The organism is Lacticaseibacillus sp. 22 (assembly GCF_055413445.1).
Window position 1 is genome coordinate 1 of the sequence record NZ_JBVAYD010000038.1, and the last position, 14,221, is coordinate 14,221.

Sequence of the window (14,221 nt, forward strand, 5' to 3'; positions counted from 1 at the left end):
TCCCCTGACCACCCAGAATAGATAAAAAAATCACGATTCGTAAGTATAAAATATGCTTGCGGGTCGTGATTTTTTTTGTTGCTGAAGTGAATAAACATTTTTGCATTTAGTCGGTGACACTACTGGATTTTTCTTCTGGGGCGTTGACGAATCAATGTTTGACGAAGACGAAATCGAAGCAGCGGCGGAAGTATAATGATGATATCAAAGGTTGAACTAACTTTTTAATAAATTTGGAGGTTTACAGTCATGGTGAAACGATTGTTGAGTGCCAGTACCAGTGAAGTCATGCAGTTTAATGGGCAGCAGTTGAAAGAAAGCATCAAAGCCAGTGAAGGCCGAATTATTGTGAGTGAAAATATCGTGACGCAAGAGAATCTGGATAGCATTACGACGGCAGAAATTGCGGCTGCTTTTGGGGCGGATATGATTTTGTGTAATCGGTTGGATGTGAATGATCCGAAAATTTTCGGTCTTTATCCGGGTGAACGGCATCTTGCTGCTGCGCCTAAGCATGATGGCAAAGCGAGCATTGACCGATTGAAGAAATTGGTTGGGCGGCCAGTGGGGATTAATCTTGAACCGATTGGCGATCATCCTAACATGATGGAACAACAGATTGCGATTTTACCCGGCTGTACCGCAAGTGAGGCTGTCATCAAAAAAGCAGAAGCAATGGGTTTTCAGTTCATGGTTCTAACCGGGAATCCGGGCACGGGGGTCACTAATGAAGCGATTATCCATAGCATTACCGTGGCCAAGCAATACTTCAGCGGCTTGATTATTGCGGGTAAAATGCATGCTTCCGGAGTTGATGAACGGATTATGACAGCAGAAACGGCCAAAGACTTTATCGAAGCAGGAGCCGATGTGATTTTAGCACCAGCAGTTGGCTCAGTGCCGGGATTTGACGAAGCCGAATTAACCGAAGTCGTGAAAGTGGTTCATCAGTTAGGCGGCTTGGTCATGAGTGCGATCGGTACTAGTCAGGAAGGCAGCGGCAGTCGGGTGTTGCAGGCAATGGCAATTCGCAACAAAATCTGCGGTGTCGATATGCAACATGTCGGCGATTCTGCGTGGGGTTTTGAGTCGCCGGTCGACAATTTATACGCCGTCAGCAAAGCAATTCGTGGGGAACGGCATACGATTCAGCGGATGGCGCGGTCGATTAATCGCTAATCACAGTAGCTTGTGTGATGGAAAAAAGATTACCGTACTGGCTGCAAAGATGTAAGCGTAACTCGTCACTTGCTTTTTGAGATATAAAAATTCCTGAGTAAGTGTTAAGATAAATCATCTTGGGTAATTGCAGGCGAAACCCAAATCAAACATTGCCGGAGATGTGAAAGGATTTAAAATGCGAATTAACGTTTTGCAACACACTCCCAATGAAGGTCCGGGGGCTATTAAGACTTGGGCAGATTTTTACGGACATGAGCTTTACGTTTACCATCCTTATCAATTTGACGGCACATTACCAACCGCTTCTGAAACAGATTTGTTGGTTGTTTTAGGAGGACCGATGAGCCCAAATGACGATATTGATTGGATTAAGGCAGAGCGTCGTCTTATTAAGACACTGTTGAGCCAGCATAAACCAATCTTTGGTGCTTGTTATGGCGCGCAACAAATCGTAAAGACGATGGGCTATAAAGTTAGCAAAGCACCGGCTAAAGAGGTTGGTTGGGCGCCTGTACATCTACAAACGCATATGATTCCCGGTTTACCAGATTCGTTGCTGGCTTTGCATTGGCACGAAGAAATGTTTCAAGTTCCGGATGAAGCGACGTTGTTATTCAGTAATGAATTGTTAAAAAACCAAGGCTATTTACTTGGTGATCATGTAATTGGTTTACAGTTTCATCTGGAACCGCAAGCTGATGATGTTCGCGAAATAGCAATTAACGATGCGGCTTATGCTTTAGACGATAACGCTTTACATCAAACGGCCGCAGAAATTATGCGCGTTGATCCACCAGAGGCTAACCGCTTAGCCATCTTCCGTATGCTGGATTTCATAACTACGCCAACAAAATAGAATTTGAAAGAGTCGTCTCAGTGAAGAGGCGGCTTTTTCTTTAAGGATTGACTACCGAGCTGTTTATTTCTCCTTTTTAAAGATAAATTGTACACTATTAAATAACGGGGCGCAGCAGATCAGAATGCGTAGGCCAGCTGTTGACTGACACAAGTGAAGGGCAGTGAAAATCATGCACGAAGACCTGGGGAGTTATGCTTATGTTCAGCGGGTGTATAACGCTAATATGCGCTTGGCGGCTTATAAATTACCGCGAACTGCTGAAAATGGAACCGTGACTTTAATTGCTGACGAGCTCATCAACTTGACCATGCAAATTGAAAATGGCCGCGTCAAAAAAATTACGATCATCGCGACCAATCCGCGCTCATCGGTTTACATGCAGGTGTTTGAAGGGTTTGAATTCGGCTTCAATGCGGTCAGTACGTGGATTCAAAATTATGAAGAAACAACCCGAACGCATGGACCTTCGCAAGGCGTTGTGAAGGGAATTTTGGCTGACTATAACACGACCAAGGACAATGTTTTGACCGTGAGTCTGACGCGCGTGTCAGGCAAGGCACCAGAGTAATCTGGCTGATACGGCAAAAACGCAGGGTACGCCGATCTTTAGCTACGAAAAAATAAGGATCGCCAAATAAGTGGATTTTAAAAATAACTAATCGGCGCGAGGCAGCGTTTTTTGCGTCTTGGCAAAATTAAATCCAGCAGGTGAGCTTTGTTTTTGAAATCGGCTTTTAATCATGCTAATTTGAAGGTGATACCGTGGCAAATGATTCGCCCGGTTGCGTGATGATTATGCACAAATGTTTTATCTTTTTATTGCTGGAAGTTATTGCAACCTTTTAATAATTTTGTTGGGAGCTTAGCCTTAAATTGAAAGGAAAACAGCCATGAAAATAACATTTATCGATGTTGGCGATATGGGTAGTCAGATCGTGCCGCATTTGGCCCAGGCTGGTTATGATGTCGTGATTTGGGACAAAGAACCGGCTAAAATGACGGCACTGGCAGGAGATCATGTTCGGGCGGCGACCTCACTGGAAGATGCGGTGACCGCTTCTAAAATCATTATCACGTCGGTCATGTCAGCTGATGTGCCAGCATTGCATATCGGGACGGTAGATGACCCGGGAATTGTCCATTATTTACAGCCGGGCAGCACGCTGATTGTCACTTCAACATTGGATCCTCGAAAAATCACCGCGATTCAAAGTGCCATGCCAGCACATGCGACTTTGCTAGATGTGCCGATGATCGGCGGGGTGAAATATGCTCGTGAAGCCAGTCTGGTGCTGATTGCAGCTGGTGACAAGCAAGTGGTAGAGACAGTTGCGCCGGTTTTGGAGACCTTTGGCAAGATCAGGTATGTTAGTGACCAAGGCAACGGCGCTAAGCTAAAATTGATCACCAATGTTGCGATTATGGCAGCCGAAGCCGGCATTCGCGAAACCTTGGATTTAGCTGATGCATACGGCATTGACTATGAAACCACGCTCGAATTGTTACAGATGGGACCACTTAAGCCAGTCGTACTCCGAGCACTAGACGAAAGCAATCCGCGGCCACTCAAAGACTCGGTTGCTGATGAAGTCGAATTAGACAACGCGACCAAGGAATTTGTCGACTTGCCAATCGCCACGGCGGCCATGAAACGCCTGCAAAAAGCGGTTGATTCAGTTGACGGCGAGGCGAAGTTTATTGATATTACCAATAAGAAGACGGCGCTGCCAAATGCTTCGGAATAATCATGATATATCGAAAAAGGGACAACTCTTTCACGCAAAAGGGGTCTCTTTTTTTGGTTGTATTAATGCTTAACGTAAATCCTTGGTGTAAAAGTTCCTGATCGTGATGTTGACCAGTTCCGCACTTGCAAATGGTTTATGTTCAAACGGGTGTAAAAGAACCCTTTTTCTAAATCAGAAAAATAAAAAGCCGCGGCCATTTCATTTTGATCGTTCGGCTTAAGAGAGCTCATCAATTCTGATCATGGGTTTTTATACTGACTAAAGCCCCATTTATTATTAGTGAAACCAAGGGTATAAGGAACGACAAAGTGTTTGTTTTCAGCAGATAAAACGTTATAAGGCAAAGAATGATGATTAAAAGAGAGGCAACTTTTGAGAAGGAATGGCCTGCATCGCCATTTACTTGCTTAACAAACCCCAAATTTCCATAGATGATGAGGAAGGAACTGGCCACGACCAACTTGGGTTTTTGAAATATGCCACCGATTAGAAAGAAAATGTAACCTAAATTCAGAGAAACTGCGACCCCAATAGATTGGGATGTTAATGAGTGCTTTAACCACATGACTATACCTATCGTTGAAGAAAACATATACAGTTTTAGAGCCTTCGTATTAAGCAAAGGTTTTCTCTCCCATCATTTTAAAGGTTTATTCGGTAAAAGCATTTAAAGTTTTGAGGGTGTTTCACGTGAAACTGGGTTGGAATCATTTACAAAAAATTCTGAAGTTTCTATAATTTTCAAACTGATAACGGTAGGGCACCGAAAAGAGATATTATACTGAAATCAACATATTTTGAACGAACGACTTAGCTAGATCAAACGGGAGGAAACACTTGAAAAAGAGAACATTGGTGGCAATATCAGCGATGATCGGATTAAGTGTTTTGTTAACAGTCAGCTCGATTGCGACGAGCCTTTATGGTCCAAAGAACAAACGTGATCCCGGAGCCGATGCAGAAGGCTTTTCAATCAAACTGCCTCGGCATTTTGAAATCACAAAATCCGGCGTTGGGCCTTTTCTAATCGAACGGATCCCGCGAAAGCTTCAAACAACTACTGACGCCAACACGTTGCTTTATCATGTGCAGGCGGTGGGGTGGAATCGCCGAATGTTGGTTGTGAAGTCAAAAGAAGATCATAACTATGATTTTCGAAAGTCTGGCATAAATGGTGAAGGCTATGCATTAATCGATTTGAAAACAGGTGAGCATAGCTGGTATCGCACGTTGAAAGGGATGCAGAAGAAGCATCCGCAAACGCACCAGATTCAGGTGAAACCGTTAGATCGTTACCATTGGCGAACGTCGGCACAATCGCAGAAGACTAAGGACGATCCGGTTATCACATCACGGGTCTTCACTAATATGGTCACGAGTCACTAATCGGTAAGCGAGCAAGCATCGTCAGTGGTCAAAAAATCAGTCAAAAAAGCACCTCGTCCAATATTAAAAGCGTTAACGTGATCAACTATTCAGTTTGATTGACGTTAACGTTTTTTATGTGGGCGCGTTATAGAAAGGCACTGAGCTAACCATCAACTAGCCGTACTGAAGTCTTCCGGATTAAGTTACGACAGCATCGGTAATGGCGCTATCACTTGGTAAGTCTTGAATGGACGGCCGGTCTTGCGGTAAATCGTATCACTTTTCAGGAAGCGATGATCCTCCAAAAAGTTTAGATACTTTCGAACCGAGACATGCGACAAGCCGGTTTCAGCGGTTAATTGTGCGACCGTAAAAGATGATGGCAGTTGTTGAATTGCGGCTTGAATCATTTCCAAAGTTGCTTTGCTTAGACCTTTATCCAAGTCGCGAATGGAAGAAGCGTGCGTGTGTGGTTCTAAATAAGCATCAAGTTGACTTTGGTTCAATTGCTGACTGACCAGCGCTTGATTTTTCGTTTTAAAACGCTGGATGCTTTTTTCGAAGCGTTCCATCGTGAAAGGTTTGATAAGGTAATCGATGACACCTAGATGTAAGGCGTCATTCACGATTTCGACTTCATTGGCTGCGGTGATTAAAATAACATCAACCATTTGCTTGGTGCGGCGTAGTTCAGTTAAAAAGTCGATCCCATTACCATCTTTTAGGCGAATATCTAAGAGAATGAGTTGAATCGAACGGGTTGCCAGCAGTTTTTTGGCCTCGGCAATGGTCTCCGACGAGTAAATCGTCTCAAAAGTGCCAAGCTTTTCCAGATAGTTGCGATGAATAAATTGCACCATGGGATCGTCTTCAACGATGAGAATGTTGGTCATTTTTTTGCCTCCTCGTGGTAGTCCACCACCAAAGTCAACACAAGTGGGTCGGTTGGACTTAGGGTGGCTGTGCCATGCAAATCAGAAAGTAATTGTTGGAAGTAATCTTGATGAATCACTGACAACAACGTGTTACGGCTAAGCGGTTGTGCTAGATGATAGGTGATGGTCAGTTGGTTCTGAGCATAATCGAGCTGAATTAGAATGGTCGCAGGCAAATCTTGCTGTAAAAGACCAAAGTGCAGATAACGGCTGACGGTTAAAAGTGATTTAGTTTCGCTAACATTGGGATTGGCAGGCAGTTCTGGCACGATTTCAAAGTTGAGCGTTGTTTTACGTTCGGCAAATTTCTCGCGTTCGCCAATCATGAACCCAGCTACGAGCGGATTTTTTACTAATAATGCGAGGCGATTAGCAAATTCTTGTTCCGGTTTCAAAAGGTCTTGTAAATAAATCGCCAATTCATCGTACTGTTTGATCGCGACCAATCCGTAAATAACGTGCAGTTTGTTCATAAACTCATGGGATTGGCTTTGCAGTGCGTTGGCATAAGCTGTGGTGTTCGCCAACTGATCGGCAACGAAAATGGCTTCAGTGGCGTTGCGTAAAAAGATAACGTAACCGATTTTTTGCTTCTTCACGATAATCGGCGCGGCTGAGAACAGATAATCCTGACCATCTTGCTGATAAAACTGCTCGGTCTTGACCGTCAGCTTAATGCGTTCCGGATGGGCAATTAAAGTGGTTAACGGCCGGCCAATAAATGCTTGTTCATGAATGAGGTGGCGCTGCAGTTTGCTGGCAGCTCTATTAACTAGCACAATCGTCTGGTTGAGATCCACAACAATTACCGGATCTTTGGTTTCTTCCAGCATGGCATTACGTTCCTCAAGCAACCGAGCAATTTCTTTAGGCTCAAGATCGTGTAGTTGCCGCTTAATGTAATAAGCCACCAAAAAGGCGATGAGGATGCCCATAACGATGCCGACTAGCAATGCCAAGCGAAAGCCGTTTTGGGAGTTATGAATGAGCATTTGTAAGGCTGTGACTTTAATGCCGAGTGCCACCACCCCAATTTGTTTGCGGTTTTGGTAGACAGGAACAAACCCGCGTAAGGAGCGCCCTAGGGTTCCGCGTTGCACAGAAACATAGGCGTGTCCCTGCAAGGCGCGAACCTCATCCCCACCTCGGAAATGGCGGTTAATCTGCTTGGGATCAGGATGGGTGAGGCGAATCGCTTGCATGTTCATGATGACAACAAAGTCGAGTTTGAAGTTTTTGGCAACAGAATTGGCGTAAGCGCGCGTTGCCGGATCAGCCTTATTGGCCTTAAGCGCAGAAATGACACGTGGTTCTTGAGCCAATTGGCGGCCGACTGACAGTAAAAGTTGACTTTCACGCGTCTCGAACTGCTGGCGATTTTCCAATAAGGTGAAGCCATAGACTGTGAAAACCGTCACCAATAAAGTTGAGGTGAAGATGAGTGATAGCCAACCCCAGAGGCGCCATCCTTTTATTTTCAAGCCTTTCACCTTCCTCCATCAGAAGTTATTGCTTGTGAATCACGCAATAATGGCTTAAATAAATGCTTTGATGCTTAAAAAAGTTAAATAATCTTCACTATTTAAAGCGCTTACATTATGCTGCAGATAGTAAGAGTCCTAAGGGGGGAAAGAAAATGGCGAGTAAAACGGGAACACCTAGCGCACCAGAAAGTTCACAAAGTAAGTGGATGGCGATCAGGATTGGTTCCGTGCCGTTGCCAGTTTATCTGGTGATGGCCATGGTGATCATCCTTGCCGGCGCGATGCAGCAGCTGCCGGTCAATATGCTTGGTGGCTTTGCAGTGATTCTGACGATGGGCTGGTTGTTAGGGACAATTGGTGCCAACATTCCGGTGGTTAAGAATTTCGGCGGGCCAGCCATACTGTCGTTGTTAGTCCCATCGATCCTTGTGTTTTATAACGCCCTGAATCCGAATGTGTTAAAAGCAACTGACATGTTGATGAAGCAAGCAAACTTTCTTTATTTCTATATTGCATGTCTAGTCTGTGGGAGCATTTTGGGGATGAACCGCAAGATCCTGATTCAAGGGTTGATGCGGATGATTATTCCCATGATGCTTGGCATGATTCTGGCGATGGGTGTGGGTACTTTGGTTGGCGTGTTATTGGGTCTGGAGTGGAAGCATACGTTGTTCTTCATCGTGACGCCGGTTTTGGCTGGCGGCATCGGGGAAGGCATCTTGCCGCTGTCTCTAGGATACAGCACGATCACAGGGACGACCAGCGGCGCGCTTGTGGCTCAGTTAATTCCGGCAACGATTATCGGTAACTTCTTTGCCATTATGTGTTCAGGTTTATTGAATCGGTTGGGAGAGAAACGTCCGGAGTTATCGGGGCAGGGACAGTTGGTTCGACTGAATGGGGCAGAAGATGACTTGGCAGACGCGTTGAAAGACGATACGGGACCGCTTGATCTAAAAATGATGGGCGCAGGCGTTTTCACGGCATGTACCTTGTTCATTTTAGGGATGTTGTTGCAATCAGTGACCGGATTTCCAGGGCCGGTTTTGATGATTGTTGCCGCGGCGATTCTGAAATATGTCAATGTCATTCCGGGTGAAACCCAACGAGGTGCCAAACAGTTATACAAGTTTATTTCCAGTAATTTTACGTTTCCGTTGATGGCGGGACTGGGTTTACTATACATTCCGCTAAAAGATGTTGTTGGCATGTTGAGTTGGCAATATTTTATCGTGGTTATCAGTGTGGTGCTCACTGTGGTTTCCACCGGTTTCTTCGTAGCGCGGTTCCTGAACATGAATCCGGTTGAAACGGCTATTGTGACGGCTTGTCAGAGTGGGATGGGCGGTACTGGCGACGTGGCTATTCTCAGTACGGCGAATCGGATGAATCTGATGCCATTTGCTCAGGTGGCAACACGCTTGGGTGGCGCGATTACCGTTATTACCATGACGGCGATTCTGCGGATGATCTTTTAAATCGACTAGTTTCGAAACTTAAGGAGGATGATTCACATGGCAAAGAAGGATTTTAATCAACTAGCGCTAGATCAAGCAAAAGTAAATGGCGGAAAATTGAGTGTGGAACCGAAAGTACCAATTGAGACGCGCGATGATTTGAGTATTGCGTATACTCCAGGCGTCGGGGCAGTTTCTTCTGCTATTGCCAAGGATCAGTCGCTCGTTTATGACTTAACCACTAAGAAAAATACGGTTGCAGTTGTCAGTGACGGTTCGGCGGTTTTAGGGTTAGGCAATATCGGTGCCGAGGCTGCGATGCCGGTGATGGAAGGAAAAGCCGCTTTGTTCAAACGGTTTGCTAAGGTTGATGCCGTGCCGATTGTGTTGGATACGCAAGACACTGAAGCAATCATTGCGGCGGTTAAAGCCATTGCACCAACATTTGGCGGGATCAATCTTTAGGATATCAGTGCGCCACGATGTTTTGAAATCGAAGCACGACTCATTGATGAGCTCAACATCCCGGTGTTCCACGATGATCAACATGGCACTGCGATTGTGGTGCTCGCCGCTTTGTACAATGCCTTGAAAGTAGCGGATAAAAAGATTGAAGACATTCGCGTGGTGGTTAATGGCGGCGGCTCAGCGGGGCTATCCGTTGCCCGGCGATTCTTGGCAGCCGGAGTCAAACACGTCATGGTGGTGGATAAGGTGGGCATTTTAGCTAAAAAGAACGCTGATCAACTGCCACCACATCATGCGGCGATTGCTAAGATAACGAATCGGGAAAACCGCACCGGGACGTTAGAAGATGCCTTGAAAGGTGCGGACGTCTTTGTTGGGGTATCGGCGCCGCACGTTCTTAATCCAGCGTGGATCAAAACCATGGCACCTAAACCGATTATTTTCGCCATGGCCAATCCGGAGCCGGAAATTTTTCCGGATGAAGCGTTGGCGGCTGGCGCATATATTGTCGGAACCGGGCGCAGTGATTTTGCTAACCAGATCAACAATGTGCTCGCTTTCCCAGGCATCTTCCGCGGCGCTCTGGATGCTAGGGCACGCAAAATTACGATCGACATGCAGATTGCCGCGGCTAAAGGGATTGCCAGTTTGATACCGGATGATGAATTGTCAACCACGAACATCATTGCCAATGCGTTTGACGGGGATGTTGCCGAAGTGGTAGCAGAAAGCGTTCGGAACGCGGCAAAAGCAACAGCGAAAGCCTAGAAATCAATTTAGAAGCCTCCTTACAAGATCGGTGACGATTGCGTACGGGGGCTTTTTGCTTGGCGTTATCTATAAGAATTAAGACAGATACACGTAGATTAGGTGAAAAAGGAATTTGTCGCGTAACTTTAGCTGAAATGAACGTTAAATGCCGAAATCCCTACGTTTAAATGTTGTTGGATCAAATGATGACCGCCTTTGTTATGCTTATACCTGTAGGGAGGGATAAGTGTGGCACTCAGTGATGATCATAAGGTTAAATCTCAAGATGGATTCGCGCACAGTGAAATAGAACGAAAAAGACGAGCGGTTTTTGGGCCGCTGGGTTTACTTTTTATGTTTGAGTTTATTAATCTTCATCAACTCTTTGAAGATGGAGAATTATTTACTTTTGAAGGATTACGAATACTTTTCGCTTTGTCCATACTTGTTTTTCTAGTTGTTATATTTTCCAAGAATTTGAAAAAGCCTGCACGGTAGACAATGAAGATCGAAAAGTAAGGCTCAGGTTTCGGCAATGCTGCCGTCCCCGGGTTGTCCGGTTTTAATCTTATAGAAGCGAGCTGTTCGAATATGAATCACTTAATTGCGGCTTTCCTGATTGTAGCAGTTTTATCTATTGGCCCTTTAATTTGCTTTGTAGTCATTCATAGAAAAAACAAGCGACTGAAGGCACTTGTTCTCCGCATACAAAGTCTTCAGGAAGAAAAGATGTTTACGCAGCGTGCTCTCGATAACGTCTTGCGTGGCATCGTTTCTGAGAAGGTCGTTGTTAAGGGTGATGCTTCCTTGGATTTGTCCAACTTTATGTCATTTAAAAGTTTGGAAAAGTTATATATAGTTTTGGAAAACAATAATCCATAAAGAGTGAAGTAGAGGTGATTGCTGTCACGAGGGTTCTTAAGTCATAGGCGCTACTGTTAAGAAGTTAGAAATGTTCTTAATATCAGATGTAACGCCCTTGGCTGTCCACTGTTTAGTCATCTTTCTTTTCTTCTGCAAAATTTGACAGGATTCTAGTAAAGTCAGACAATAACACTGCGCTATCAAAAACACAGTCTGGTTGGTACTCCAGACGCGGCTTGGGCCGTCAGTATCCTTCCTCCTTGGATGTCCGGATAGGGTTAAAAATAAAGGAGGTGTTAGTTTGATCATTCAAGGCAAGCTAACAGTGTATTTTGAATCGCCTTTTTATCGGGGGCTATTTGAGCAGAATTGTGGCGATACTTATCGTGTTGCAAAAGTTACGTTTGGTACTCAAGCTCCGACAGCAAACGAATTGTTGCAGTTGGTTCAACAGCGATGGGGCAAGTTGCATTGGGCTGCGGGTGAGGCTGACGCTTTGCCAAAGGTTCAGAACGGAATGAGTCCTAAAAGGCGGAGTCGGCAAGCACGCAAAGAAGTTCAGCGTTTGCGAAAAGGCAAAGCAACGACGCTTCTGAAGCTGGAACATAAGCAAAACTTGAAACTTAAGAAGCAAAGGCGAAAGCAGTTGAAAGATCAGCATGCCAGCGAGGTTCGCTTGAAGAAACAAACCAAACGATTAGCGAAACATCGCGGACATTAGTAGCTGGGTTTTAATTAATCGGAAAAACAAAGATTCTACGTGAGCTTAACGCTGTTGCGTAGAATCTTTTGTTATCTTTTGCGTTATTTAAAAAAGAGGCTTAAACAGTGGTTATGAATCATTTAACCGTTACAAACCGGCAGCAGTTTCGGGCTTGGCTGGCGATGCATAATCAAGATGCGTCAGAATGCTGGGTGGACGTTAAACGTGGCATTCCGAAAGCTGATGGCACATTTTGGTATGTGGATGCTGTCGAAGAGGCGTTGTGTTTCGGGTGGATCGACAGTACCTACAAGAAACTGGCGCCAGATCAACCGGCGTCACAAAGGTTTGTTCCGCGGCAGCCGGGAAGTGCGTGGTCAGAGTTAAATAAAGAGCGTTGCCGTCGCATGATTCGGTTAGGAAAAATGACGGCGGCTGGCTATGCGCGGTTACCTGATCTCGATCCAAGCGGGTTTAAGATAGATCCCAGAATTATTCGCGCACTCAAGCGGCGTCCCGGAGCGTGGGCATTTTTTGAATCATGTCCGGCGCTTTATCGGCGAGTTCGGTGTGACACGATTCAAATAAAAAGTCACCAGCCAACATTATTTCGCCGACGTCTGACAAAATTTGCCAATGCATGTCAGGCGCATCAAATGATTGGCCAGTGGAACGATGGCGGGCGCTTGCCGATTTCGACAAGGTAAATCGCGATCACTAAGATGACAAAAAGATTTCTTAATTGGTATACTTTTTGATGTACTTGTTAGACTAGCTCACATTAAACGTTGACGCTTGTTGGAACACGCATATACTAAGAACGTAAATATTGGTATATGAAAGGGAGTTCACAATGCGTATCGAGGAAGATTGTATTGGCAAGCTGGCAGTAGATGAGGATGTTTTATATGGGATCCACACGACCCGCGCACTGGCGAATTTTCCAATTAGTCATGAACGGACCGATGCTTTGCTTTTTAAAAGTCTGATTATCATTAAAAAGGCGGCGGCGCAAGTGAATGCTGCTGGCGGGACATTGTCAGCCGCTAAAGCGAAAGCAATTGTTGCGGCATGTAACAGCTTGTTGATGGGTGAACATCGTGATGCACTGGTGGCGCCGGCGATTCAAGGAAGTGCCGGGACTTCGGTTAATATGAATGTTAACGAGGTCATTGCCAACTTGGCCAGTCAGCATACCGCTGAGCCGGTGCACCCGAATGACGATGTGAACCAGAGTCAGTCAACGAATGATACTTATCCCACAGCTGGGAAAATGGCTGCTTTGCAAGCTTTACCGCCATTGCAGCAAGCCTTGACCTTTTTAATTAAGTCGTTGTTGGTCAAAGCGGACGAGTTTGCGAACGTGGTTAAAGTCGGGCGCACACAATTGCAGGATGCAGTGCCAACTACATTCGGTCATAGTTTTCATGCGTATGCCAGTTTGTTCCAGCGCGACCAAAAACGGCTGACGCGAGCGGCGGAAGATTTACGCCAGGTCAATTTAGGGGGGACGGCAATCGGTACCGGGTTGAACGCGACTCCTTATTATCGCGCGCACATTGTGTCCCAGGTTAACCGGCTCATTGACTTAAAGCTTGAATCAGCTGATGATTTGATCGATGCCACTCAGAATTGTGATGTCTTAGTTGCCTTTTCCGGAGCAATGAAAGGGTTGGCGACGGATTTATCTAAGTTTGCTAACGATTTGCGGTTGCTGAGCAGTGGCCCGCAAGCTGGGTTGAATGAGCTTCATTTGCCAGCGAAACAAGCAGGGTCGTCGATTATGCCGGGGAAGGTGAATCCGGTTATCCCTGAGGTCGTCAATCAGATTGCTTTTCAGGTTATCGGGCAGGATTTAACGATTAGTATGGCAGCAGAAGCAGGGCAGTTGGAACTAAATGCCTTTGAGCCGATTATTTTCCGTGACTTGTTGCAAGGCGAGCGCTATTTAGCCCGAGGCATTGACACCTTGACAACGAATTGCGTGACTGGATTAACCGTTAACGAAGCGCAGTCTGATGAAAATGTGCAACACTCGGCGATTAGCGCAACGATTCTTAGTCCGTACCTAGGCTATGAAGCGACAACTAAACTCGTTAAGACCAGTCTTAAAACCCACATTGCCATTCCTGAACTTCTTCGCCGGCAGCACCAACTGCCAGATGAGTTGATCAAGCGACTGTTCTCACCAGCAGTCATGACAAACCAAGAGCCAATTCCTAAAGCAGCTGCGGTCGGTAAGAATTGATGTGATTTCCTGCCAAGTGACACAACTGTTCCACATGAAACAAGCATCCTCGGTTTAGGTGTTTCATGTGGAACTTTTTGTCATCAACAATAGGTTTCACGTGGAACGTACAAGCTTTCTATAATCTAATTCACTCAAAAAAGCACCCGCGGATT

13 protein-coding genes and 1 pseudogene are annotated in these 14,221 nt (G+C 45.5%); 12 read left to right on the plus strand and 2 right to left on the minus strand.

Translation table 11 applies throughout. The features are described from left to right. Positions 1–249: 249 nt before the first annotated feature. From ACWP87_RS12790 to ACWP87_RS12810, 5 genes are all read left to right on the plus strand, one after another. Positions 250–1,179 carry an HAD family hydrolase gene (locus ACWP87_RS12790; protein ID WP_005685737.1) on the plus strand — a complete coding sequence of 310 codons (930 nt, stop codon included), beginning with the start codon at positions 250–252 and terminating at the stop codon, positions 1,177–1,179. A gap of 178 nt (positions 1,180–1,357) precedes the next feature. Next, a complete protein-coding gene (locus tag ACWP87_RS12795; RefSeq protein WP_005685738.1) occupies positions 1,358–2,038 on the plus strand; it encodes a type 1 glutamine amidotransferase in 681 nt (226 codons plus the stop codon). 172 nt (positions 2,039–2,210) lie between these two features. Further along, entirely contained in the window at positions 2,211–2,609 is a 399-nt protein-coding gene (locus tag ACWP87_RS12800) for a hypothetical protein (protein WP_005685739.1), read from the plus strand. Between the two features lie 322 nt (positions 2,610–2,931). Continuing rightward, complete coding sequence (locus ACWP87_RS12805) at positions 2,932–3,786, plus strand: NAD(P)-dependent oxidoreductase (RefSeq protein ID WP_014570220.1); 855 nt, start codon at positions 2,932–2,934, stop codon at positions 3,784–3,786. Between the two features lie 873 nt (positions 3,787–4,659). Next, positions 4,660–5,175: a hypothetical protein gene (locus ACWP87_RS12810; RefSeq protein ID WP_005685743.1), complete on the plus strand. Its 516-nt coding sequence runs from the start codon at positions 4,660–4,662 to the stop codon at positions 5,173–5,175. 185 nt (positions 5,176–5,360) lie between these two features. Here the strand turns inward: ACWP87_RS12810 and ACWP87_RS12815 are convergent, their stop codons facing one another. Both ACWP87_RS12815 and ACWP87_RS12820 read right to left on the minus strand, forming a co-directional pair. Continuing rightward, entirely contained in the window at positions 5,361–6,050 is a 690-nt protein-coding gene (locus ACWP87_RS12815; protein ID WP_005685744.1) for a response regulator, read from the minus strand. Next, a complete protein-coding gene (locus ACWP87_RS12820) occupies positions 6,047–7,582 on the minus strand; it encodes a Spo0B domain-containing protein (RefSeq protein ID WP_014570218.1) in 1,536 nt (511 codons plus the stop codon). The genes ACWP87_RS12815 and ACWP87_RS12820 overlap by 4 nt, the downstream gene beginning before the upstream one ends. 146 nt (positions 7,583–7,728) lie before the next feature. On the opposite strand from ACWP87_RS12820, the gene ACWP87_RS12825 reads away from it, so the two are divergent. From ACWP87_RS12825 to ACWP87_RS12855, 7 genes and pseudogenes are all read left to right on the plus strand, one after another. After that, positions 7,729–9,054: a 2-hydroxycarboxylate transporter family protein gene (locus tag ACWP87_RS12825; RefSeq protein WP_014570217.1), complete on the plus strand. Its 1,326-nt coding sequence runs from the start codon at positions 7,729–7,731 to the stop codon at positions 9,052–9,054. 36 nt (positions 9,055–9,090) lie between these two features. Then, positions 9,091–10,269: pseudogene (locus ACWP87_RS12830) on the plus strand (NAD(P)-dependent malic enzyme). 231 nt (positions 10,270–10,500) lie between these two features. Beyond that, positions 10,501–10,749 carry a hypothetical protein gene (locus ACWP87_RS12835; protein WP_005685748.1) on the plus strand — a complete coding sequence of 83 codons (249 nt, stop codon included), beginning with the start codon at positions 10,501–10,503 and terminating at the stop codon, positions 10,747–10,749. A 93-nt stretch (positions 10,750–10,842) separates the two neighbouring features. Then, the gene (locus ACWP87_RS12840; protein ID WP_005685749.1) at positions 10,843–11,133 is read left to right on the plus strand and encodes a hypothetical protein; all 291 of its coding nucleotides are present in this window, start codon (positions 10,843–10,845) and stop codon (positions 11,131–11,133) included. Between the two features lie 283 nt (positions 11,134–11,416). Continuing rightward, the gene (locus ACWP87_RS12845; RefSeq protein WP_005685750.1) at positions 11,417–11,836 is read left to right on the plus strand and encodes a YjdF family protein; all 420 of its coding nucleotides are present in this window, start codon (positions 11,417–11,419) and stop codon (positions 11,834–11,836) included. 113 nt (positions 11,837–11,949) lie between these two features. Then, positions 11,950–12,525, plus strand: a complete 576-nt coding sequence (locus ACWP87_RS12850; protein WP_029944068.1) for a YdeI/OmpD-associated family protein — start codon at positions 11,950–11,952, stop codon at positions 12,523–12,525. Positions 12,526–12,671: 146 nt separating this feature from the next. After that, positions 12,672–14,066, plus strand: a complete 1,395-nt coding sequence (locus ACWP87_RS12855) for an aspartate ammonia-lyase (protein WP_005685752.1) — start codon at positions 12,672–12,674, stop codon at positions 14,064–14,066. Positions 14,067–14,221 lie beyond the last annotated feature (155 nt).

Bases quoted from the DNA above. Each gene is read 5' to 3' on its own strand.
- ACWP87_RS12825 (WP_014570217.1), top strand. From the start codon at position 7,729: ATGGCGAGTAAAACGGGAACACCTAGCGCACCAGAAAGTTCACAAAGT.
- ACWP87_RS12850 (WP_029944068.1), top strand. From the start codon at position 11,950: ATGAATCATTTAACCGTTACAAACCGGCAGCAGTTTCGGGCTTGGCTG.
- ACWP87_RS12795 (WP_005685738.1), top strand. From the start codon at position 1,358: ATGCGAATTAACGTTTTGCAACACACTCCCAATGAAGGTCCGGGGGCT.
- ACWP87_RS12790 (WP_005685737.1), top strand. From the start codon at position 250: ATGGTGAAACGATTGTTGAGTGCCAGTACCAGTGAAGTCATGCAGTTT.
- ACWP87_RS12800 (WP_005685739.1), top strand. From the start codon at position 2,211: ATGCACGAAGACCTGGGGAGTTATGCTTATGTTCAGCGGGTGTATAAC.
- ACWP87_RS12815 (WP_005685744.1), bottom strand. From the start codon at position 6,050: ATGACCAACATTCTCATCGTTGAAGACGATCCCATGGTGCAATTTATT.
- ACWP87_RS12810 (WP_005685743.1), top strand. From the start codon at position 4,660: ATGATCGGATTAAGTGTTTTGTTAACAGTCAGCTCGATTGCGACGAGC.
- ACWP87_RS12805 (WP_014570220.1), top strand. From the start codon at position 2,932: ATGAAAATAACATTTATCGATGTTGGCGATATGGGTAGTCAGATCGTG.
- ACWP87_RS12840 (WP_005685749.1), top strand. From the start codon at position 10,843: ATGAATCACTTAATTGCGGCTTTCCTGATTGTAGCAGTTTTATCTATT.
- ACWP87_RS12855 (WP_005685752.1), top strand. From the start codon at position 12,672: ATGCGTATCGAGGAAGATTGTATTGGCAAGCTGGCAGTAGATGAGGAT.